Origin of the sequence: Rhodococcus sp. ACS1, assembly GCF_002300155.1 — a bacterium.
GTDB lineage: Bacteria > Actinomycetota > Actinomycetes > Mycobacteriales > Mycobacteriaceae > Rhodococcus_F > Rhodococcus_F koreensis.
In genome coordinates this window covers 90,457-110,572 of sequence record NZ_NSDZ01000011.1, presented here as the reverse complement: position 1 = coordinate 110,572, position 20,116 = coordinate 90,457, and the positions used below count along the sequence as shown (strand labels likewise).

General features: G+C 68.1%; 17 protein-coding genes. 8 read left to right on the top strand and 9 right to left on the bottom strand.

Going from position 1 to position 20,116, the window contains the following annotated elements; genetic code table 11:
- Window positions 1-228 precede the first annotated feature (228 nt).
- The 7 genes from CJ179_RS41930 to CJ179_RS41900 form a co-directional block, all read right to left on the bottom strand.
- Window positions 229-825 carry a short chain dehydrogenase gene (locus tag CJ179_RS41930; RefSeq protein ID WP_095865384.1) on the bottom strand — a complete coding sequence of 199 codons (597 nt, stop codon included), beginning with the start codon at window positions 823-825 and terminating at the stop codon, window positions 229-231.
- Window positions 822-2,747: an APC family permease gene (locus CJ179_RS41925; RefSeq protein ID WP_095865383.1), complete on the bottom strand. Its 1,926-nt coding sequence runs from the start codon at window positions 2,745-2,747 to the stop codon at window positions 822-824. Before CJ179_RS41925 ends, CJ179_RS41930 begins: the two co-directional genes overlap by 4 nt.
- 143 nt (window positions 2,748-2,890) lie before the next feature.
- Window positions 2,891-4,384, bottom strand: a complete 1,494-nt coding sequence (locus CJ179_RS41920; RefSeq protein ID WP_095865382.1) for a gamma-aminobutyraldehyde dehydrogenase — start codon at window positions 4,382-4,384, stop codon at window positions 2,891-2,893.
- On the bottom strand, window positions 4,384-5,496 hold the full coding sequence (locus tag CJ179_RS41915; RefSeq protein WP_095865381.1) for a proline racemase family protein: 1,113 nt from the start codon (window positions 5,494-5,496) through the stop codon (window positions 4,384-4,386). The genes CJ179_RS41920 and CJ179_RS41915 overlap by 1 nt, the downstream gene beginning before the upstream one ends.
- Before the next feature lie 37 nt (window positions 5,497-5,533).
- On the bottom strand, window positions 5,534-6,436 hold the full coding sequence (locus tag CJ179_RS41910) for a dihydrodipicolinate synthase family protein (RefSeq protein ID WP_095865380.1): 903 nt from the start codon (window positions 6,434-6,436) through the stop codon (window positions 5,534-5,536).
- A gap of 18 nt (window positions 6,437-6,454) precedes the next feature.
- Window positions 6,455-7,162, bottom strand: a complete 708-nt coding sequence (locus CJ179_RS41905) for a GntR family transcriptional regulator (protein WP_072942513.1) — start codon at window positions 7,160-7,162, stop codon at window positions 6,455-6,457.
- A gap of 44 nt (window positions 7,163-7,206) precedes the next feature.
- A complete protein-coding gene (locus tag CJ179_RS41900; protein ID WP_072942512.1) occupies window positions 7,207-8,472 on the bottom strand; it encodes an FAD-binding oxidoreductase in 1,266 nt (421 codons plus the stop codon).
- 267 nt (window positions 8,473-8,739) lie between these two features.
- On the opposite strand from CJ179_RS41900, the gene CJ179_RS41895 reads away from it, so the two are divergent.
- The 6 genes from CJ179_RS41895 (at window position 8,740) to CJ179_RS41870 (ending at window position 13,861) form a co-directional block, all read left to right on the top strand.
- A complete protein-coding gene (locus tag CJ179_RS41895; RefSeq protein ID WP_095865379.1) occupies window positions 8,740-9,468 on the top strand; it encodes a GntR family transcriptional regulator in 729 nt (242 codons plus the stop codon).
- Between the two features lie 387 nt (window positions 9,469-9,855).
- Window positions 9,856-10,704, top strand: a complete 849-nt coding sequence (locus CJ179_RS41890) for an ABC transporter substrate-binding protein (RefSeq protein WP_072942510.1) — start codon at window positions 9,856-9,858, stop codon at window positions 10,702-10,704.
- Between the two features lie 11 nt (window positions 10,705-10,715).
- Window positions 10,716-11,450 carry an amino acid ABC transporter permease gene (locus tag CJ179_RS41885; protein WP_095865378.1) on the top strand — a complete coding sequence of 245 codons (735 nt, stop codon included), beginning with the start codon at window positions 10,716-10,718 and terminating at the stop codon, window positions 11,448-11,450.
- 52 nt (window positions 11,451-11,502) lie between these two features.
- A complete protein-coding gene (locus CJ179_RS41880; RefSeq protein WP_072942507.1) occupies window positions 11,503-12,291 on the top strand; it encodes an amino acid ABC transporter ATP-binding protein in 789 nt (262 codons plus the stop codon).
- The gene (locus tag CJ179_RS41875; protein WP_257016137.1) at window positions 12,288-13,106 is read left to right on the top strand and encodes an SDR family NAD(P)-dependent oxidoreductase; all 819 of its coding nucleotides are present in this window, start codon (window positions 12,288-12,290) and stop codon (window positions 13,104-13,106) included. Before CJ179_RS41880 ends, CJ179_RS41875 begins: the two co-directional genes overlap by 4 nt.
- Window positions 13,103-13,861, top strand: coding sequence for an SDR family NAD(P)-dependent oxidoreductase (locus CJ179_RS41870; RefSeq protein ID WP_095865377.1), 759 nt, complete (start codon window positions 13,103-13,105; stop codon window positions 13,859-13,861). Before CJ179_RS41875 ends, CJ179_RS41870 begins: the two co-directional genes overlap by 4 nt.
- A 21-nt stretch (window positions 13,862-13,882) precedes the next feature.
- Here the strand turns inward: CJ179_RS41870 and CJ179_RS41865 are convergent, their stop codons facing one another.
- Together CJ179_RS41865 and CJ179_RS41860 are read right to left on the bottom strand one after the other, a co-directional pair.
- Window positions 13,883-15,478 (bottom strand): alpha/beta hydrolase, encoded by a 1,596-nt coding sequence (locus CJ179_RS41865; RefSeq protein ID WP_257016054.1) that lies wholly within the window; start codon window positions 15,476-15,478, stop codon window positions 13,883-13,885.
- A gap of 93 nt (window positions 15,479-15,571) precedes the next feature.
- Window positions 15,572-17,179 carry a DASS family sodium-coupled anion symporter gene (locus tag CJ179_RS41860; protein ID WP_095865376.1) on the bottom strand — a complete coding sequence of 536 codons (1,608 nt, stop codon included), beginning with the start codon at window positions 17,177-17,179 and terminating at the stop codon, window positions 15,572-15,574.
- 295 nt (window positions 17,180-17,474) lie between these two features.
- Here CJ179_RS41860 and CJ179_RS41855 point away from each other — a divergent pair, with 295 nt between their 5' ends.
- Both CJ179_RS41855 and CJ179_RS41850 read left to right on the top strand, forming a co-directional pair.
- Window positions 17,475-19,022 (top strand): amino acid permease, encoded by a 1,548-nt coding sequence (locus tag CJ179_RS41855; protein ID WP_095865375.1) that lies wholly within the window; start codon window positions 17,475-17,477, stop codon window positions 19,020-19,022.
- Between the two features lie 37 nt (window positions 19,023-19,059).
- Window positions 19,060-20,085, top strand: coding sequence for a glutamate ABC transporter substrate-binding protein (locus CJ179_RS41850; protein ID WP_095865374.1), 1,026 nt, complete (start codon window positions 19,060-19,062; stop codon window positions 20,083-20,085).
- Window positions 20,086-20,116 lie beyond the last annotated feature (31 nt).

The window sequence follows — 20,116 nt, the reverse complement described above, 5'->3', positions numbered from 1 at the left end:
TTCCTCCACTGTGCGCTGACCGGAAACGTCAGGTCGCCATCGCGATCCGGGTCGGATCACCGGCGGTTGGAACGGAGAACAGTGCCGGCGGAGAAAGAGGAGACGATCCACCGCGAACTGAACTGTTGATGTGATGCACAACACTGTATGGAGGGTGCGGTGGGGAGCACAGTGCCAGTTCCGGTGCGCCTCTGAGGTCCAGATTGTGAGGTTTGACGGTTGCTGCCGTTACCCCAGTTCGTAGACGCGGCCGGTGTGGATCCCGGCCACCGATTTGATGAACGCGCGTGCGACGTCGGCGGCGGGAACGGGCGCGAATCCGGGGAAGAAGTCGCCGTAGACGTCGAGTGCTTCGGTGACGACGCTCGGGCTGACCGCGTTGATGCGGATGCCGCGCGGAAGTTCGGCTGCGGCCGCTTTCACGAACGCCTCCAGGGCCCCGTTGACGGTCGACGCGACCACACCCGAGCGAATGGGTTCGCGGGCGAGCACCCCCGTGACCAGGGTGAACGAGCCGCCGTCGGCGACGAACGGCAGCCCGCGCAGGACCAGTTCGATCTGCCCGAGCAATTTGTCGTCGAAACCCTGCCGGAAGTCGCCGGTCGTGGTGTCGCCGAAGGCGGGGAACGGGGTGACACCCGCGGTGCTGACCACCGCGTCCACCGTCCCGACTCGTTCGTACAGCGCGGTGACGGACGCGGCATCCCGGAGGTCGACCGCGACCTCGGTGGAGCGGGATGCGACGACGACGTCGTGGTCGGGTGTCAGGGCGTCCACCACCGCCGTGCCGATGCGGCCGGTGCCTCCGACGACGAGAACCTTCACGAGTTGACCTCCTGTCCGTGCACGGCGGCGACCGGTGTCGCCCGGTGGGCCGGTGTGCGGGTGGGTGCGGCGGGTTCGACCGCTAATCCGGAGTCGGCGAGCGCGGCGTCGAGTTGTTCGGTGTGGAAACCGCTGCGGACGGCCCACACGTAACTGACCAGGGCCAGCGTGATCACGACCAGCAGGTCCCAGTAGTCGGCGAGCGGCGGTTCGTCGAGAGGACCGAATTCGCCGTAGTAGGACACCAGCAGCGTCGCGAGGAGGGTGGCGATCAGCCAGACACCGGCGTCGAGGTGACGACGGCCGGCCGGAGTGCTCACCACCCGCAGCGCGAGCACGAAGGCCAGCAGTGCCGCGGTCATCGCCGCGAAGTAGACCGGGAACGACCAGCTGCCGGCGCGCTGCACCTCGGTGGTGTTCATGAACCATCCGCCGCGGGAACTGACGTAGATCCACACGACCAGGAACACCGCCGAGATGGACCACCCGGCGGGCCTGCGCACCCAGCCGTGGTTCACCGACGTGTAGGCGCCGTAGATGCTCACCCCGGCGAATGCGATGACCAGGAGCTGCGCGAGGGACGCGAAGCCTGCGGCGTAGACGATGAACAGGCCTGCTGCGTAGCCGGCGGGCGCCCAGAAACCGATTGCGGGCAGCCGCCAGGTGCGGTCCGCGTGGGGTGCGGTCTTGCGGAGCACCGGTGCGATCGCGCTGCCCATCAGGTAGCTCAGCACCAGGCAGACCGACACCACCGACACCAGCTGGTACCAGCTCGGGAACGGGAGCATGAAGAGCGCGCTGACCACGATCGCGACCACGAGCGACACCCACGGGATGCCGTACCGGTTCACCTTGGCGAGACCCTTCGGCGCGTACTTGTCTATGCCGAACGCGTACGACGCCCGGGCGGCGCTGCCGAGGGTGACCCAGCCGTTGCCCGCCGGGGAGATGGCGGCGTCGATCAGCAGGACGGTGGCGAAGGCGCCGAATCCGGCCGCGCCGAGGGCCTGGAACAGCGGGGCCGACGCCCAGCCGCTGGTCCGCAGACCCGCCCAGTCACCGACGGAGATCCCGGCATCGGACCAGTCGAGTGCGCCGAGGAAGCCGATCTGCAGGCCGATGTACACGACCATCGGGATGAGGATGGACAGCACGATCGCCAAGGGGATGTCGCGCTTGGGGTTTCGCGCCTCCCCGCCGTAGTCGAGCACCTGCCGGGAGCCGAGGTAGCCGAATGCGATCCCGCCGATCGCGAGAGCGTGCACGATGCCGCCCGCGCCGGTGGGGAGGAAGCCGCCGCCGACGGTGAGGTTGCTCGAGTTGAACGCGAAGAACAACAGGAGGAACGTCAGGCACGGGACGACGAGCTTCCAGATCGTCACATACGTGTTGACCTTCGCCAGCAGCTTCACGCCGAACAGGTTGAGGACGAAGAAGATCGCGAGAATACCGATGCCGCAGAGTATTCCGTTCGGCCAGGCGAGGATGGTGGTGCCCTGCTCCACCTTCACCAGACCGAGATCGGGGAAGCGGCCGCCGAGATAGGTCAGGACGGCCTGCGCTTCGATGGCGGGCAGGCAGACCGTGCCGATCCAGTATCCCCAGCCGGTGATCCACCCGGCGAATGCACCGTGAGAGAGCGCCGGATAGCGCACGATCCCACCCGATCTCGGGAACATGGTGCCCAGTTCGATCCAGGTCAGCGACACGACGATGAACAGGCCCGCGCCGAGGACCCACGACAGGATGGCGGCCGGGCCTGCGACCGACGCCGACGACAGCACCGCGAACAACCAGCCGGAGCCGATCTGCGTGCTGACCCCCAGCAACGTCAGCTGCCAGAGTCCGAGGGTTCTCTTCAGTTTGTGATCGGGAGCGTCCGGGGATCCGGGCGCCGAAGGTGAATCCGGTAATGTGCTCATGTGAATCCTCCTTGGGGATTCAGGTGCCCGCTCTCATTGGCGTGAGGTTTCGGCGGGCGCCGGGGACCATCGTGTCCGGGGGTCGACCTCCTCGGCAGAAGAGATCGACCCCGCCCCGGTGGGTTGCTGAAAAGTGTTCGGGGTCAGTGTCTGCCGAAGATGAGGTCGTGCCAGCCCTTGTGTGCCTCTCCGGTAATGTCGGACATGACGTGCTTGACGTTGGTGTACTCGTCGAACGAGTAGGTGGACATATCCTTGCCGAATCCGGAGGCCTTGTAGCCGCCGTGCGGCATCTCGCTGATGATCGGGATGTGGTCGTTGACCCACACGCACCCGGCCTGGATTTCCCGGGTGGCCCGCTGCGCCCGGTACACGTTCTGCGTCCAGGCGGATGCGGCGAGGCCGTAGGGGGTGTCGTTGGCGAGGGTGATGGCCTCGTCGTCGGTGTCGAACGGCAGTACGACCAGGACGGGGCCGAAGATCTCCTGCTGGACGATCTCGGAGTCCTGCGTCGCGTCGACGATCAGCGTCGGCTCGTAGTACGCGCCCGCGGTCGGGGTGTGTTTCGGGATACGGCCGCCGCGAACCACTTTCGCGCCGGAGTCGCGGGCCCGGTCGACCATCGCCGCGACCTGGTCGCGCTGCTTCAAGGAGATCAGCGAACCCATGTCGGTGTCGGTGTCGTCGGCGGGGCCGACCTTCACCTCGTCCATCAGTTCGGCGACCCGCTGGACGAAGTTCTCGTAGAGCGGACGCTGGACGTAGGCGCGGGTGGCGGCGGTGCAGTCCTGGCCCGCGTTGATCAGCGAACCGGCGACGGCGCCGCGGGCGGCCGCCTCGATGTCGGCGTCGTCGAACACCACGAACGGTGCCTTGCCGCCGAGTTCCAGATGGACCCGTTTGACGCTGCCGGCCGCGGCCGCGGCGACCTGCTTGCCGACCGGCGTCGACCCGGTGAACGAGACCATGTCCACATCGGGATGCTCGATCAGAGCCTGTCCGGCGATCCGTCCGGCCCCGGTGAGGATGTTGACGACGCCGTCCGGCACGCCGGCTTCCTTCGCGGTCTCGGCGAAGAGCAGCGACGTCAGCGGGGTGAGCTCGGAGGGCTTGAGGACGATGGTGTTGCCGGCGGCGACCGCGGGCAGGATCTTCCAGGCGGCCATCTGCAGCGGGTAGTTCCACGGCGAGATCGACCCGACGACGCCGATCGGCTCGCGCCGGATCGACGAGGTGTGATCGCCGGAGTACTCCCCGCTCGCCGTGCCCTCCAGATTGCGGGCGGTGGTGGCGAAGAACGTGACGTTGTCGATGACCCCGGGGATGTCGAAACCGTCGGCCAGCTTGATCGCCTTGCCGCCGTTGCGGCTCTCCAGGGCGGTCAGCTCCGTGCTGCGGGACCGCAGGACCTCGGCCCAGCGCAGCATGATGTCCGAGCGTTCGGCGGGCGTGGTGCGGGACCAGCCCGGGAACGCGGCGCGAGCGGCCGCGACGGCGGCGTCGACATCCCCGGTGGCCGCGGCCAGGCCGGTGGTGATCGGCTCACCGGTGGACGGGTCGATGATCGTCAGCTCCGTGTCGGAGCTGCCGTGCCGGCGTTCCCCGGCGATGAACTGCAGCTTCTCGTGGGTGGTCATCAATTCTCCAGATCGAGTTGGTCGAGTAGTTGCCGGGCGTCGTCGCCCTGGGACTCCGGGCCCCACAGGTCGCCCAGGGTGTAGCCGCGCGGAAACGGGTCGTCCGCGTCGAGGACGTACTGGTTGAACCCGGTGATCCAGCCGCGACCGCTGACCGACGGCAGCACCGCCCGGTGCGGTCCGACGTCGGTGATGTCGGTGAGTGTGCCGGTGAACGTGGTGCCGAGCAGGCTCTCGTGGACGAACTGCTCTCCGAGCGCCAGTTCGCCGCGCGCGTGCTTGGCGGCCATCCGCCCGCAGGTGCCGGTGCCGCACGGCGACCGGTCCAGCGCGCCGGTCCACGTCGTCGGGTCGTCGAGGTCGACGGTGCCGTTGGGCAGGACGACGGTGTTGCGCCCGGAGACCCCCGGGGTCGGGGACGGGCCGTGGATCATCGTCAGTGCGACGTGGTCGATGTCCGGGTTGAACGGGTGCCGGACCGCGACATCGCGTTGCGCGACGGTGCGCAGCACGGCCCCGGCGCGGGCCAGGTCCTTCGCGGCGCCGGGCACCAGTTCGACACCGAGGTCGGCGGCCTTGGCCTGGACGAAGAACTGCCCGCCGAAGACGATGTCCACCGGGACGGTGCCGTATTCGGGCAACTCGAGCGGATGGTCGATGGCCACGGCGAACGCGGGGACGTTGTCGAAGGTGACCCGCACGACCCTGCCGCCGGCGATGTCGGCGCGCACGTGCACGACACCGACGGCGGTGTCGACCTTCAGCTTCGTCACCGGCTCCTGCACCGGCAGGGTGCTGGTCTCCAGGAGCGCGGTGACGGCGCAGATGAGGTTGCTCCCGGACATCGGCCGGAATCCCCCTTGTTCGAGCACCACCATGCCGAAGTCGCTGTCCGGGTTGACCGGGGGCAGCACCAGGACGGCGCACAGTCCGGGATAGCCGCGCGGCTCGTGCAGCATCAGCAACCTCAGATCGTCGAGGTGCTCACGGCAGTACTGCAGCCGGTCGGCCATGGTGGCGCCTTTGACGTGCAGGTGGCTGCCGATGAGCACCCGTCCGGGCTCGCCGGCGGCGTGGACGTCGACGGCGTTGATGGTCTGCCTGGGGATCACGGTCTCGTCCTTCGGTTCTAGTTCTCGACGACCGGTTCTAGTTCTCGACGACGCTGACGCCGGCCGCGACGAGGAGGCGGCGGAACTCGTCCCGGAACTCCGGTGCCAGTGGCAGCACCGGGCGGCGGGTCGGGCCCGCGTCCTGGCCGACGAGCTCGAGGCCGGTCTTGATAGCGCAAGCGTAGTTGTGTGATTCGAGGAATTCGCAGATCGGGAAGATCTTCGTCCACAGTTCCCGGGCGGCAACCAGATCGCCGCGGACGGCGAGGGCGTCGAAGAAGTCCGCGCACAGCTGCGGGATGACGCTCGCGGTCCCCCACACCGACGCCTTCGCGCCTGCGGCGAGCCCGGCGAACGAGAGGGTGTCCCAGCCGTTCAGCGCGGTGATGTCCGCGGCGTGGTGGTTCAGCACGGACGCGAACTTCGCCGCGTCTCCGCCGGTGTCCTTGTAGGAGTTGACGCGGGTCTTGCGTGCCAGTTCGGCGAACTGCGCCGGCGCCAGGTCCACCCCGGTGGCGGAGGGGAGGTTGTAGTACATGATGTCGATGTCGACCGCGTCGGACACCGCGCTGTAGTGCGTCAGCAGTTCGTCCCAGGACGGGGTGTCGTAGAACGGCGGGACGATCATCACCGCGGCGGCGCCGGCGTCGGCGGCGTGCTTGCTCAGCTCGACGGTCTCGGCGGTGCTCAGTGCGCCGGTGCCGGCGACGACGGGGACCCGGCCCGCCGCGGCCTCGATGTACAGCTCCGTCGCCCGCTTGCGTTCGTCGGTGGACAGGGTCGTGAACTCACCGGTGCTACCGCCGGGGACGAGGCCGTTGATGCCGCCGCCGATGATGTGCTCGGCCTGACGCTTGATGCCGTCGGGGTCGACGGCCGATCCGTCGGCGGTCAACGGGGTGACGACCGCGGCGAGGATTCCGCTGAACTGCGTGCTCATGAATTGTCTCCTTGTGTGTCAGGGGTGGTCGGAGTCGCCGATGATCGAGACGACTTCTTCTGCGCTGCTTCGGATGTGCCGGGTCACTTCGGCCCGGATGATGTCGGGGTCCCCCAGTTCGATGACGTCGACCAGCCGGGCGTGCATGGCGAGGTCGCGGTCGGGGTCGTAACGGGTGGCCTGGTCGACCGTCATGGCCATGCGGATCTGCGCCGCCACGAGAGGCCAGATCTTGATCAGCATCTCGTTGCCCGACGCCAGCCACAGCGTGCGGTGGAACTCGAGGTGCGTCAGGTCGGACGCCACCACGTCGCCGGAGGCGATCGCCGTTCGGTGGGCGTCGAGTGCCTGCCGCAGGGTGTCGAGTCCGCCGCGGGTGGGGTCGGCGGCCAGCCGTTGCGCCGCCGTGGTCTCCAGCGAGACACGGACCTCGGCGAGGTCGAGCAACGCGTGCGGGCTGGTCTGCGCCACCCGAATCCCCTTGTACGGCTCCTGGATCAGGGTTCCCTCGTGAATCAGCACGTGCACTGCTTCGCGCAGGGTGGGCCTGCTGACGCCGAGGACGGCGGCGAGTTCGACTTCTTTGATCCGCTGGCCGGGTTGCAGTTCCCCCGTCAGGAGGGCCCGGCGGATCGAGTCGGCCACTTCTTCCCGGCGCGTGCCGCTGCTGATCGGCTGCAGACCGCGGACGACGCCGGTGCCGGTAGCCGGTTGTGCGATCGTCATGGCGTGAGGTTTCTTTCTCGGAAGGCGCCTGCCGAGACGGCCGATCAGGCGCGGCGCAGGGCGCGCCGGGACAGGAAGCGGTTGGGCGAAATCGAGGTGGCGATCTCCGGAACACGATGATTGACAATGGTTTCGGTGATGATCTCGGCGGTACCCGGCGCCAGAGTCAGGCCCAGCATGCCGTGCCCGGAGGCGATGTAGGCGTTGTCGAGGTTCCCGAACTTGCCGACGATCGGCAGGCCGTCCGGGGTCATCGGACGCAGTCCCGCCCACGGCGCCGCCGCTCCGGGCGGGTTGTCCCAGCCGTCGAAGTTCTCGGCGGCCGCACGCTGGATGGCGGCGACCCGGGTCTGGTTCACGCTCTCCTCGAAGCCGCCGAACTCCATGGTTCCGGCGAGCCGGATCATGCCGTCGAGCGGGGTGACCGCCACGCGGGCGTCCTCGAGTGTCAGGGAGGTGTTCAGCTTGATCGGCGCCGGACTGTAGTCGACGCTGTAGCCCTTGCCCGGACGGATCGGCATCGGGGCGCCGAGTTCCTTCGACAGCGGGCCACTCCACACGCCTGCCGCGAGCAGCAGCGCGTCGCCGTCGATCTGCTCGCCCGTGTCGGTGACGACACCGGTCACGGTGGAGCCCCGGCGCAGGAACCGGCCCACCTTGGTGTTCTCCCGGATCTGCACCCCGAGTTCCTCGCAGCGCTTGACCAGCGCACGGGTGAGGGAGTCCGGTTCGAGCTGGCGGTCGTCGGCGAAGAAGAGGCCGTGCTTGATCCGGTGGTTGAGCGCGGGCTCGGTTTCCTGGACGCCGTCGCTGTCCAGGTGGGTCGGGTGCATGCCGAAGCCCTCGAAGATCTGCAGGGATCCGCAGTGCTCCTCGTAGCGCTCCCGGGTCTCGAACGCCAGCAGTACACCGGCCTTGTGCATCTCGAATTCGATGCCGTCCTTGGTGTATTCGTCGAGCAGGTCGTTCGCGTCGGACGCCAGCCGCAGGTGTGTCTCCAGCCCGAAACGGAAGTCCCGGGCGTTACAGTGCCGCGCCATCGTCAGCATGAACTTGATGAAATCCGGTGCCACCGAAGGCTTCACGTAGAGCGGGCTGTCGGGCTTGAGCATCCACCGCAGTCCCTGCAGGATGACGCCCGGCGCCGGGACCGGCCCGCTCTCGGCCAGCGCGATCTTCGCGGCATTCCCGTGGGTGGCGGCCGACCCCGCGGTCCGGGCTTCCAGTACGACGACCTCGCAGCCGGCCTTGGCGAGACGGTACGCACTCGCCAAGGCGACGACACCACCTCCGACAACAACGATTCGCATGATGTCTTCAGCCTCCTGACAGCGCCGACCGGCGCTTCGATGCAACCGGTGGGTCGCGAAAAATGTGAGATGCAGTTTGTCAGACAATCTGCGCTTGTGATGGGCAACACTAAGCACTCCGTCGACCCGCTGTCAACGGCTGGGGAAATTGGCGTCCCTCCCGTGATCGAACGGGGCTTCTCTACGTCCATATGGGTCCCAGGTCCGGGATTGTCAGGCAATATGCATAATGGGTTTCAAGGAAGTCCCCACTCGACAAGGCGGATCATGGCGAAGTCACCGGCCACGGCCGACGGCACGGCGGCAGTCGCACCGAGCAGTGCCTCGGCGCTGCTGCCGGTCGCCTCGACCACCCGCCGCGACGGCGTCATCGCCGAGATCAAGCGCGCGATCGTGCTCGGCGCCCTGCAGCCCGGCGAGAAGCTCACCGAGGCCCAGCTGTCATCTTCGCTGAGCGTGAGCAGGCCTACCGTCCGCGAAGCCCTCAACCAGCTGGCCCAGGAGGGGCTGCTCGTGCAGGAGCCGTACCGCGGCCTGCGGGTGGCGTCTCTCGACGCCAAGGCCCTCCTCGACATCGCCGAGGCGCGCGTCGCGATCGACATGCAGGCGATGACCGCGATCCTCGCCGACGGCTCCGGCCGACGCCTCGAGATGGTGATGGCCAGCTGGCGCGAGTACGCGCGGCTCGCCTTCGACCCCGACCCGCTCGTCCAGCACGATGCCCACCTGCGATTTCACCGCAGCATCTGGGCGGCGTCGGAGAACTACCTGCTGCTGAAGCTGTGGCCGGTCACCGAGGCCCACATCACGATCGCGCTCGCGCAGGACCAGTTCACCCGGTCGGACCCTCAGCGTGCCTTCGAGGTCCACGAGCGGCTGGTCGACGCGATTCGCACGCGCAACCTCGACAAGATCCGGGCGGCTTTCGTCGCGCACACCATCGACAGCGCCGAAGAACTCGTCGCACTGATGGCGGCCGCCGAGGGCTCGGACTGAGCTTCGGGCCCCTTCGGAAGGCTGCGGCCGCCGAGATAACCCGAAATTTACACACCGTCGGCTGACGCGCACCGGCGCAGGCGCGACCGGACAATCCCCAGCTCAGCTGCCCGTGGGCTCCTCTGCGCACGATGGTTTTGTTTCGTCCGGGTGACGCCGATCGACCGAAGTCTCGAAAACCTTCCGCGACCTCTTGCGCTCCGTCTGATTGTTTGACAATCTTACGTAGGAGGAAATGCGGCGTGGATCACACTTTCGCCGACTTCCGCACCAGCCGAGCCATGGAGACACACGCGCTTCGCTCGAATCGCCTCACCGAACTCGGAATTCGGACCCAGTGCCGCCGCACCCCACGGCGCCTGCACCCTGCACACGAAGAGGGCAGTCATGCAAAAAAGCACCAAGAGAGTTCTCGGCGTCGCCGGTATCTGCGTCGTCGCCGCGGCATCCGGCTACGTCGGCGCCGGCCTGAGCAGCGGATCGGAGTCCGGCGGCGTCGGGGGTCCGCAGGGCTCGTTCATCGACGACATCAAGGATCGGGGGGAACTGCGGGTAGGTGTGGCAATCGCCGCGCCGATGACCGTCCAGGGCGCCGACGGAACGCTCGGGGGACCGAACCTCATCCCACTGCGGGCGCTGGCGGACCAACTCGGGGTGGAACTGAAGCCGGTGGCCGCCGAATGGAAGAACATCGTCGCGGGACTGCAGGCCGATCGCTACGACTTCGCCGCCAACCTCGACTACACCGTCGAACGGTCGCTGGCCATCCAGTTCACCGATCCGGTCTACGAGTACCAGGCGGTGTACGTGGTGAAGGCCGACTCGCCGCACACCACCGCCGAACAGATCAGGGCGGACGGGGGTGCCGTCGCGACCGCGCAGGGCTCCGCTCCTGAAAAGGCGGTTCAGGAAACAGGATTGACCGTCATGCCGGTGGACAACTATTCCAACGCGCTCTCCGCCCTCCAGGCAGGTCGCGTGATCGCGGAGTTCGCCGATCTGCCGACCGCCGAGGCCCAGACCCTCGCCGATCCCAGCCTGAAGATCGTCGTGCCCAATCCGCCGATCTACTCCGCGTCGGCCGCGTACGGTATCCCCGCCGACACCGACACGCGGTCGCTGCAGATCATCAACATCGCCATCGAGCGTGCACGCGAGAGCGGACAACTCGCCCGCGCCTACGCCGACGTCGACTACCACGAGATCGACGATCTCGGCGACCTGGTCAAGAAGTAGGGGCGGCAGCCATGAACTACGAATTCGACTGGACCATCGTCGCCGACGCGTTTCCCCTGATGCTCGAGGGCCTGGTCGTCACGCTCGAACTCACGGTCGTCACCATCGCGATCAGCATGGTCCTCGCCGTGCCCGTCGCGGTCGCGCGGATGTCGGAGATCGAACTGGTCCGCTGGGGGGCGCAGGCCTACATCGAAGTGTTCCGGTGCACCCCGATGCTCGTCCAGCTCTTCTGGATCTTCTACGCACTCCCCGCCCTCACCGGTCTGACGATCTCCGGATTCACCTCGGCGATCATCGCACTGTCGGCGAACCTGACCGCATTCATGGCCGAGGCCTACCGAAGCGGATTCCAGGCAGTGCCCGTCGAGCAGGTCGAAGCCGGCAAGATGCTGCGCCTGACGCGACTGCAGCAGTTGCGCTACATCATTGTTCCCCAGGCGATTCGGCAGCAGACGCCGGTCATCCTCTCGCTGAACATCTCGATCTTCAAGGATTCGGCCCTGGTGTCGACGATCGCGGTCGCGGACCTGATGTTCGTCGCCAACACGATCTCGTCCGAGACGTACCGTTCGCTGGAAGTCTTCACCCTCGCCGCGGTGATCTACTTCGCGGTCGCGTTCCCGGTCTCCCTGGCCACCAGCAATCTCGAACGACGCATGCAGCAGAACTCGGCACGCGGGGCAACGGGCAGCCAGAGCTTCCTCAGCCGCATGATTCCCGGGCGACGGGTGGCGACGGCATGACGACCGACCACCGCACCCCCACCGATCGCACGAACCGAACCAGAGGCCAGCGATGAAAACCCTCGAATCCACCGCACCGTTCCACACCGAAATCGGCGGCGTCCTCGTCTCCGCCCGCGGCCTGCAGAAGAGCTTCCACGGCCGCACCATCATGCGCAACGTCGACTTCGACATGCACGCCGGCGACATCACCGTCATCATCGGCAAGAGCGGATCCGGCAAGAGCACCATGCTGCGCGCGCTCGCCGGTCTCACCGAGCCCGACGAGGGAACCATCGACTTCGACGGCGTCCGCGTCTTCGAGGACCAGCAGCGCACCGAGGCGTGGGCGGACAAGAGCTTTCACGTCGGCATGGTGTTCCAGACGTACACCCTCTGGCCGCACATGAACGTCCTCGACAACCTCACCCTCGCGCCCCGCAAACGGCTCGGCATGTCCGGCTCGGAGGCACGGGACCGCGCCGAGTCCGCGCTCGCGGAGGTCGGGATGAAGCAGCACATCCTCAGCCGGTGCACCCAGCTGTCCGGCGGTGAACGCCAGCGCGTCGCCATCGCCCGCGCGTTGATGATGAAGCCGCGACTGCTGCTGTGCGACGAGATCACGTCGGCGCTCGACCCGCCGGTGGCCGCCGAGGTGCTCGAGGTGCTGCGGCGCCTGAAGGCCGAGGAGGGCATCGCCATCGCACTGGTCACCCACGACATGGCCTTCGCGTCGAAGGCGGCCGACCGCCTGGTGTTCTTCCAGGACGGCGAGATCGCCGTGAACACCACGCCGGAACTCGCGTTCACCAGGTCCGACAACGAAGAGCTGAACAAGTTCATCGACGCCGTCCGGTTCTGACCGCACCACCCCCCGACACTCCGATCGAACGGGAGCCGCTAGACCATGAGCCCAACCCAGACCGTAGGTTCGACGACCACGTCGTGATCGTCACCGGCGCCGGCGGCGGCATCGGTGCCGCGATCAGCGCCCGGTTCGCCGGCGAGGGCGCTCGCGTCCTCGTGTGCGACGCCGACGACGCAGCTGCCAAGGCCGTCGCCGACGAACTCGCCGGGCGGGGTCTGCTCGCCGAGGCCCGGGTCTTCGACGTCACCGACCCCGACGCGTGCGCGGCACTCGCCGCGGACGTCGTCGAGAGCCACGGCCGGATCGACGTCCTGGCGAACAACGCGGGCATCAACCGCCGCGGCGACCTTCTGTCGCTGACCGAGGACGACTGGTCCGCCACGTTCGCCGTGAACGTCGACGCCCTCTTCCACCTGTGCCGCGCAGTCCTGCCGACGATGATCGGGGCAGGCGGGGGCGCCATCGTCAACACCGCGTCCCAGTGGGGCCTGTACCCGGCCCCGGGGCACGTCGCCTACAACGTCTCCAAGGCCGCCGTGGTCTCCTTCACCCAGAACCTCGCCCGCGACTACGCCCCGCACAACATCCGGGTCAACGCCGTGTGCCCCGGAGAGATTCGTACCCCGATGCTCGAGGCAGGCCTGGCCCGCAAGGGCCTGACGGTCGCCGATCTCGACGCGAAGGTCCCGTTCGGGAGGATCGGGCGACCCGAGGAGGTCGCCGCGCTCGTCGCGTTCCTCGCGTCGGACGAGGCCCCGTTCCTCTGCGGTGCGGCCGTGGAAATCACCGGCGCGCAGGCTGTCTCGTGAGCGCCCTCGCGGCAGGTCCGCTCGCCGGAAGGGCTGTCCTGGTGACCGGTGCGTCCCGGGGTATCGGTGCGGCCACCGCCCGCGTGATCCACCGGGACGGTGGCACCGTCGTCGTGCACTACGCGTCGAATGCGCACGCGGCGAAGAACCTTGCCGAGGAACTCGGCGGCACCCGGGTGCACCTCGTCCAGGGGGACCTCACCGACCCCGCCGCCACCCGCGACGTGTGGGAGGAGGCGGTGCGTGTGTGCGGACGGATCGACGTGCTGGTCAACAACGCCGGCGCCTGGATCGCGTCCCCGATCGACGACGAGTCCGAGTGGAACGAGGGGTGGACTCGCAACCTCGCCTTGAACCTCACCGCGCCCGCCGATCTGACCCGGTACGCGATCATGCACTTCCGCGACCACGGCGGCGGCGCCATGGTCACCGTCGCCAGCCGCTCTTCCCATCGCGGTGACGACGCCGACCATCTGGCGTACGGTGCCGCGAAGGGCGCGATCCTGGCGCTCACCCGAGGTGTCGCCCGCGGCTTCGCCGGCGACGACATCCTCGCGTACGCGGTGGCACCGGGATGGGTGGCCACCGATCTCGCCGACGACGCGGTGACCAGCGGCGCCGCGGCCGCGCTACCCCTCGGCGAGGTCACACCGCCCGAGGACGTGGCCGAGACGATCGCTTTCCTCGCGTCCGGTCGTGCCCGTCACGCGACCGGGGCCACCGTCGACATCACGGGAGCGGACTACGTTCGCTGACGGTCCGGACGCGGACGGGGTTCACAGCGGTGCGGTGATCGGCGCCTCGGGTGCCTCCGTGACGCTCGTGTGCCCGGTCTCGAGGTACTCGGTGACGGCCTGGTCGACGACGGCGTTGCCGCCCTGGATCCCGGCGCCGTGATCTCCGCCCCCGACGGTGACGAGGTTCGCCCCCATGTCGTGGGCGAGTCGAACTCCGCCCTGATAGGGCGTCTGCGGGTCGCGCAGGCCCTGCAGGACGAGCGGCGGCGTCGCCAGCCCCCGGTTGCTCAACGCGGGCGGCGCGGCGACGGGCAGGGCGCCGGCGCAGAACGTTCCGGAGCTGTAGCCGTACCCGATGAGGTCGAAGAGATCTCCGGTGACGAACGTGGAGAACAGCCAGCCGGGGATGCGGTCCGGCCGCGCCGCGACGGTGTTCTCGTTGCACAGCACGAGCGTCTGCATCGTCTGGGACTGGAGCAGTCGCGCGTACTCCTGCTCCGTCAGGTCGTTCAGCCCGGCACCCTCGGGGATCGCGCCGGGTCCGTCGCGGACCACCCGGGCCAGGAGCGGCCAGTTGTTCCGGGCGGGAAGCAGTTGCCGTGTCATCACGTAGATGCTGGACGACGTCTGGGTGTGCGACGGATTTGCGATGCCCCGGATGAAGGCCTCGAACTGGACCCGGGCAGGCCCGGTCAGATCGACCCCGCCGCGGTAGGCGTCGGCGAGCGATTCCAGGCCGGGCGGTACGTCACCCACCTGCGCGGGCGGCGGCGCGAGTGTCGGGTTGCCGCCCGCCTCCTCGACGATCCGGTCCGACCACCGCTGGTAGACCTTCAGCGGGGTGTCGCCGAGCCCGTACGTGTCGTCGTGGGCGGCGACCCAGTCCATGAGGTCGTAGAAGCGTTCCTTGTAACCGTCGTTCTGCTGCCACAGCACGTCGTTCCACAGCCACTTCTGGTCGACCGCGGAATCGAGGACCATCCGGCCGGTGTGCTGCGGGAACAGCGTCGCGTAGGTGGATCCGAGGATGGTGCCGTAGGACAGGCCGTAGATGTCGATGACGTCCTCGCCGAGTGCCGCCCGGACCTGCTCCCAGTCCCGCGCGGTGTTCTCGGTCGTCAGGTGCGCCGTGGTGCCCGGCGCCGCGGACTCGCACGCGGCACGCGTTGCGGCGCCGCCGAAGCCGAGGCCCATCGCCGTCGTCTGCTCGGGGGACAGGGCGCAGTCGACGGCACCGGCGTACGGGAGACCGCGCGGTTGCACACCGATCACGTCCCACTGTGCGCGGACCGCGTCGGGCAGCACGTCGACGAACATGCTGTTCGAGCCGATCGCGTCTCCGCCCGGCCCACCTGGATTGGTGAACAGCACGCCTCGCCGCGCGGCGGGATCCTCGGCGCGGTGGCGGGTGACGAGGACGTCGATCGTGCCGGCGGCCGGATCCGCATAGTTGCGGGGCACGGTGACCGACCCGCACTGCTCGGACGCCGGATCGAGTTCGTATTCGGCCGGGCAGGGCCCCCAGTCGAGTTCGTCGCTCGGCGCCGGCTGCGCGGCGGCGAGCGGTGTGGCCCCCGCCGCGACGACGACGCTGATGCCGACGGCCAGGGCCGCTCGTCCGAAGATCCCCCGCATACTCCCGCTGCCCCCTCGTGGTCTCGCGATCGTTCCGCGGCCAGTCTCTCAGATCTCGTCCACCGCAGCGGGATGTGCGACCGCGTCCGTGCGTCAGCCGGCGCCGAGACCGACCACGGCGACCATCAGTGGCAGCAGGACGATGATCAGGATTCCGCCGATGATGTCGAACGTGATCCCGCTTCGGATCATCGTGGTGATCCGTACCGCTCCGGAGCCGTAGACCACGGCGTTCTGCGGCGTCGACACCGGCAGCATGAAGCCGAACGACGCGGCGAACGTGGCCGCGAGGGCCGGGACGAACGGGTTGACCCCGGCCGCGATCGCCACCGGAATCACGATCGGCACCACGACCGCCGCGGACGCCGTGTTGCTCGTCGTCTCCGACACGGCGATGGCGAGGAGCACGGCGAAGATCGTGATGGCGACGACGCTCGTCAGGCCCAGCGAATCGGCGACCGAGGTGCCGATCGTCTCGGCGAGACCGGTGTCGGCGAGCAGCGACCCGAAGATGATGCCGGTGCCGAACAGGACGATCGTGCCCCAGTCGATCTGCGCCGCGTCCCGCCAGCGCAGAGTGAACTCGCGTTGTTCCCAGTCGGTCGGCAGCAGGAACAGCAGCGCCGCCCCGAACACCGCCACCATGCCTTCGTCGAGGCGGTCGCTGATCGTCGCGTAGCGGTCGGAGTCGTTGCCGGTGATCACCGCGACGACGCCGGGCAGGATCCACAGCGACACCGTCACCCCGAACGCGATGAGCGTGTTCTTCTGGGCACGGGACAGGGGGCCCATTTCGGCGCGCTGCTCCGCCAGGTAGTCGGAGACGCCTTCGATGCGCCGGATCTCCGGCTTGTTGAGGCGCAGCAGGATGAAGGTGAGCGCAATGAACATCACCAAGCAGATCGGGACGGCCATGGCCACCCACTGCCCGAAGGTGATCCGCTCCCCGGTGGCCTCCTCGATGAGCCCCCGTCCGATCAGGTTCGGGGGGCTCCCGACCGGCGTCAGCAGGCCGCCCACGCTGGCGCCGTACGCGAGCATCAGCATGATCGCGGCGCCGACGCGGAGCCGCAACGGGTCGAAGTCCGGAGCGACCACACCGCGGTGCTGCATCACCTTGGCGATGACCCCGAGGATGCCCAGGGCCGTGGGCAGCAGCATGGCCACCGTCGCGGTGTTGGACACGAACGCCGACAGCCCGCACGTGATGACGCCGAACGCGACGATGACCCCGGTGGTGGACTGGCCGACCCGGGGCAGCGTCAGGATCCGGAACGCGAACCGCCGCGCCACGCCGTGCTCGAGCATCGCCTGGGCGAGGATGAACGCGCCGATGAACGTGAAGATCGTCGACGAACCGAACGCCGAGAGGACCTCGTCGGCAGGCGCCACCCCCAGAAACACCACGACGGCCACACCGAGCAGCCCGCCGATCGGGATCGGCACCGCCTCGGACACCCACAGCACGATGACGCCGAGCAGCACGCCCGCCAGCGTCTGCTGGTTCGGCGGAATGTCGAGGGGAAGCGCGAGGAATCCGATCGTGATCAGCGGGGCGAGAAAGAGCCCGATCGTGCGGCGGCCCTTCTCGAATCGCTCCTCCGCGGGCGAGAGGTGCTGCTCGCCGAGGCTGCGGTACGTCGAGTGTCCGAGCAACGCCTTGTCGACGTCGGTTCGGTCGCCCTGGTTGTCGGTGGTCATGGCGCCTCCCGCGGCGACGTGGATCGGTACCGAAGTAGTACCCGTCGGGAAGGGCGTTATGCGCTCCGCGCGTCCCGGGCCCGACCACCGCCGACCTCGGATCCGTACAACCTCTGGTCCCTCTCCTCCCCGCAAATCTGGCTCTGGGCGGTCGCTGTTTCCGAGTCGTAAGGTGAGGTGACTCACCAAATGAGTGATGTGGATCACACCTGCTCGGTGCCCGCCCTGCACCACCGTCCGGCGACGGACGGCCGCAGGCAGCCGGCGCGCTCGGTCAACGCCCTCTGGAGGAAATGTGGACAGTACCGTTCCCGAACACACCGACGGTTCCGGTCTCGGAAAAGGCCTGAAACGCCGGCACATGAACCTGATCGCCCTCGGTGGCGTGATCGGTGCCGGCCTGTTCGTGGGCAGCGGCGTCGTCATCGGCGGTGCGGGACCTGCCGCGATCATCTCCTTCCTCATCGCGGGCATCATCACGCTGCTGATCATGCGGATGCTGGCGGAGATGGCGGTGGCCAGGCCGGTGATCGGATCGTTCTACGTCTACGCCCGCCAGGCGCTGGGGCGTCGGGCCGGGTTCGCGACGGGGTGGATGTACTGGTATTTCTTCGTCATCGTCGTTGCGGTCGAGGCCATCGCCGGCGGCCGGATCCTGCAACTCTGGATCCCGATGGTGCCGCTGTGGATGCTGAGCCTGGGGCTGATGCTGCTGCTGACGGCCACCAACATGGTGTCCGCCCGCTCCTACGGCGAGTTCGAGTACTGGTTCTCCTCGATCAAGGTGGTCGCGATCGTCCTGTTCCTCGGGATGGGCGCCCTCTGGATCACCGGGCTGTGGCCCGATTCGACGCCGGGGCTCGGCAACCTCGTCAGTCACGGCGGATTCACCCCGCTCGGCTGGGGCGCGGTGCTCGCCGCGGTCGTCCCCTGCGTCGCCTTCTACACGGGGGCCGAGATCGTGACGATCGCCGCCGCCGAGTCGGAGGAACCGAAACGTGCTGTCGCCCGGGCCATGCGGTCGATCGTGGCGCGGATCGTGACGTTCTACGTCGGGTCGATTCTCGTGGTCGTCACAATCCAGCCGTGGGACACCGAGAGCGTCGGTGTCAGTCCGTACGCCTCGGTGCTCGAGGTGCTCGGGATTCCCGGCGTCGCCACGATCATGAACTTCATCGTCCTCACCGCGGTACTCTCCTGCCTCAACTCCGCGCTGTACACCACGTCACGAATGTTGTTCGCGCTCACCCGAAATGGTGATGCGCCCAAGTTCTTCACCAAGCTCTCCCGCAACGGCGTGCCGCGTCGCGCGATTCTGCTCGGCACGACCATCGGCTACATCTCCGTCGCCTGCACGTACGTGTGGGGCGACATCGTGTTCAACTTCCTCGTCAACTCCTACGGCGCCGTCGCGCTGTTCGTGTACCTGCTGATCGCCGTCTCCCAGGTGGTGCTCCGCCGGCGCCTCGAGCGCGAAGATCCCGCGGCACTGCAACTCCGGATGTGGTTGTTCCCCTGGCTCAGCTACGCCACCATCGCGCTGATGGCCACGGTCATCCTCGCGATGGCCTTCCTCCCGAGCACCCGCTCGCAGTTCCTCATGAGCGGTCTGACGTTGATCGCCATCCTGATCAGCTACGAGGTGCGCAAGTGGCTCGGCAAGGCAGGTGTCGACGACGAATCGCTCTCCGCCGCTCCCCTGGTCGGTTCGGCGGACGAGTCCGTCTCGCAGGCCGAGAAGCGCATCGAGTCGGTGGAGACGCTCGGCGGCTCGGACATCGAACTGGCCGCGGCGGCGCAACAGGAGCCGAATTCTCATCGCCACCACCGGAGGCAGTCGTGAACACCCCTGCGGTGACCTGATCGAACTGTAACGGCCGATGACGAGATCGTGGAGACGAACCCCGGCCGGCCCGCTCCTGCGGTGCCGGGTGGCGCTCGTCGCGGCAGTGTCTCTGGGTGTGGTGGGTGTGGCGTGCGCGGCCCCCTCGGCGCTGCCCCCACCCCTCGCCGGCGACTATTCGCACTACTCGCTCCCGGACGGTGCCGAGATCCTGCCGCCCACGGCTGTCGTTCCGCCGCTCCCACCGGATCCCTCCTCGTGCGGCGCGCTGTCGAGTCTGCGGCCCGATCCCGGTCTGCGGCCGGAGACGGCGCCGCCGGGGTCGGCGCTGGCCGCGATCGTCGCGCGGGGACGGCTGATCGTCGGAACCGACCAGAACACGAACCTGTTCAGCTTCCGGGACCCGTCGACCGGCACGCTGTCGGGGTTCGACGTAGACCTGGCGCGGGAGATCGCCCGCGACCTCTTCGGCGACCCGGACAAGGTGGAATTCCGTCTGCTGACGTCGGCCGGCCGCTTCGATGCACTGGAACGAAACGACGTGGACCTGGTTGTTCACGCCACCTCCATCACGTGCGAGCGCGCCACCCGGGTCGGATTCTCGTCCGTGTACTTCGAGGCGTTCCAGCGACTGCTCGTACCGGAGGGATCCGGCATCACCTCTCCCGCGGACCTGGCCGGCAAACGTGTGTGCACCTTCATCGACACCACGTCCCTCGCCACGATCCAGCGGGTGGCACCCGAAGCCACGATCGTGGCTGTCCCCGACTGGGACGATTGCCTGACCACGTTGCAACTGGGCCAGGCAGACGCAGCGACCACCGACAACTCCATCCTCGCCGGCCTTGCAGCGCAGGATCCGAACCTCGAAATCGTCGGCCCGAATCTGGAACTGGAGCCGTACGGCGTCGTCGCGAACAAGAACAACGACGCTCTGGTGCGCTTCGTGAACGGAACCCTGGAACGGATGCGCGAGGACGGGACGTGGAATCGCCTGTACGACCGGTGGTTGGGCCTGCTGGGGCCGACGGCGGGTCCACCGGCGCCGAGTTACCGGGACTGACGGGAAGCGGTCCGGTCCCGCAGAACAGGAC

What these genes read in the sequence shown, in the direction of transcription:
- CJ179_RS41925 (WP_095865383.1), bottom strand. Translation starts at nt 2,747, where the DNA reads ATGAGCACATTACCGGATTCACCTTCGGCGCCCGGATCCCCGGACGCT.
- CJ179_RS41885 (WP_095865378.1), top strand. Translation starts at nt 10,716, where the DNA reads ATGAACTACGAATTCGACTGGACCATCGTCGCCGACGCGTTTCCCCTG.
- CJ179_RS41880 (WP_072942507.1), top strand. Translation starts at nt 11,503, where the DNA reads ATGAAAACCCTCGAATCCACCGCACCGTTCCACACCGAAATCGGCGGC.
- CJ179_RS41895 (WP_095865379.1), top strand. Translation starts at nt 8,740, where the DNA reads ATGGCGAAGTCACCGGCCACGGCCGACGGCACGGCGGCAGTCGCACCG.
- CJ179_RS41900 (WP_072942512.1), bottom strand. Translation starts at nt 8,472, where the DNA reads ATGCGAATCGTTGTTGTCGGAGGTGGTGTCGTCGCCTTGGCGAGTGCG.
- CJ179_RS41910 (WP_095865380.1), bottom strand. Translation starts at nt 6,436, where the DNA reads ATGAGCACGCAGTTCAGCGGAATCCTCGCCGCGGTCGTCACCCCGTTG.
- CJ179_RS41850 (WP_095865374.1), top strand. Translation starts at nt 19,060, where the DNA reads ATGACGAGATCGTGGAGACGAACCCCGGCCGGCCCGCTCCTGCGGTGC.
- CJ179_RS41905 (WP_072942513.1), bottom strand. Translation starts at nt 7,162, where the DNA reads ATGACGATCGCACAACCGGCTACCGGCACCGGCGTCGTCCGCGGTCTG.
- CJ179_RS41860 (WP_095865376.1), bottom strand. Translation starts at nt 17,179, where the DNA reads ATGACCACCGACAACCAGGGCGACCGAACCGACGTCGACAAGGCGTTG.
- CJ179_RS41920 (WP_095865382.1), bottom strand. Translation starts at nt 4,384, where the DNA reads ATGACCACCCACGAGAAGCTGCAGTTCATCGCCGGGGAACGCCGGCAC.
- CJ179_RS41865 (WP_257016054.1), bottom strand. Translation starts at nt 15,478, where the DNA reads ATGCGGGGGATCTTCGGACGAGCGGCCCTGGCCGTCGGCATCAGCGTC.
- CJ179_RS41890 (WP_072942510.1), top strand. Translation starts at nt 9,856, where the DNA reads ATGCAAAAAAGCACCAAGAGAGTTCTCGGCGTCGCCGGTATCTGCGTC.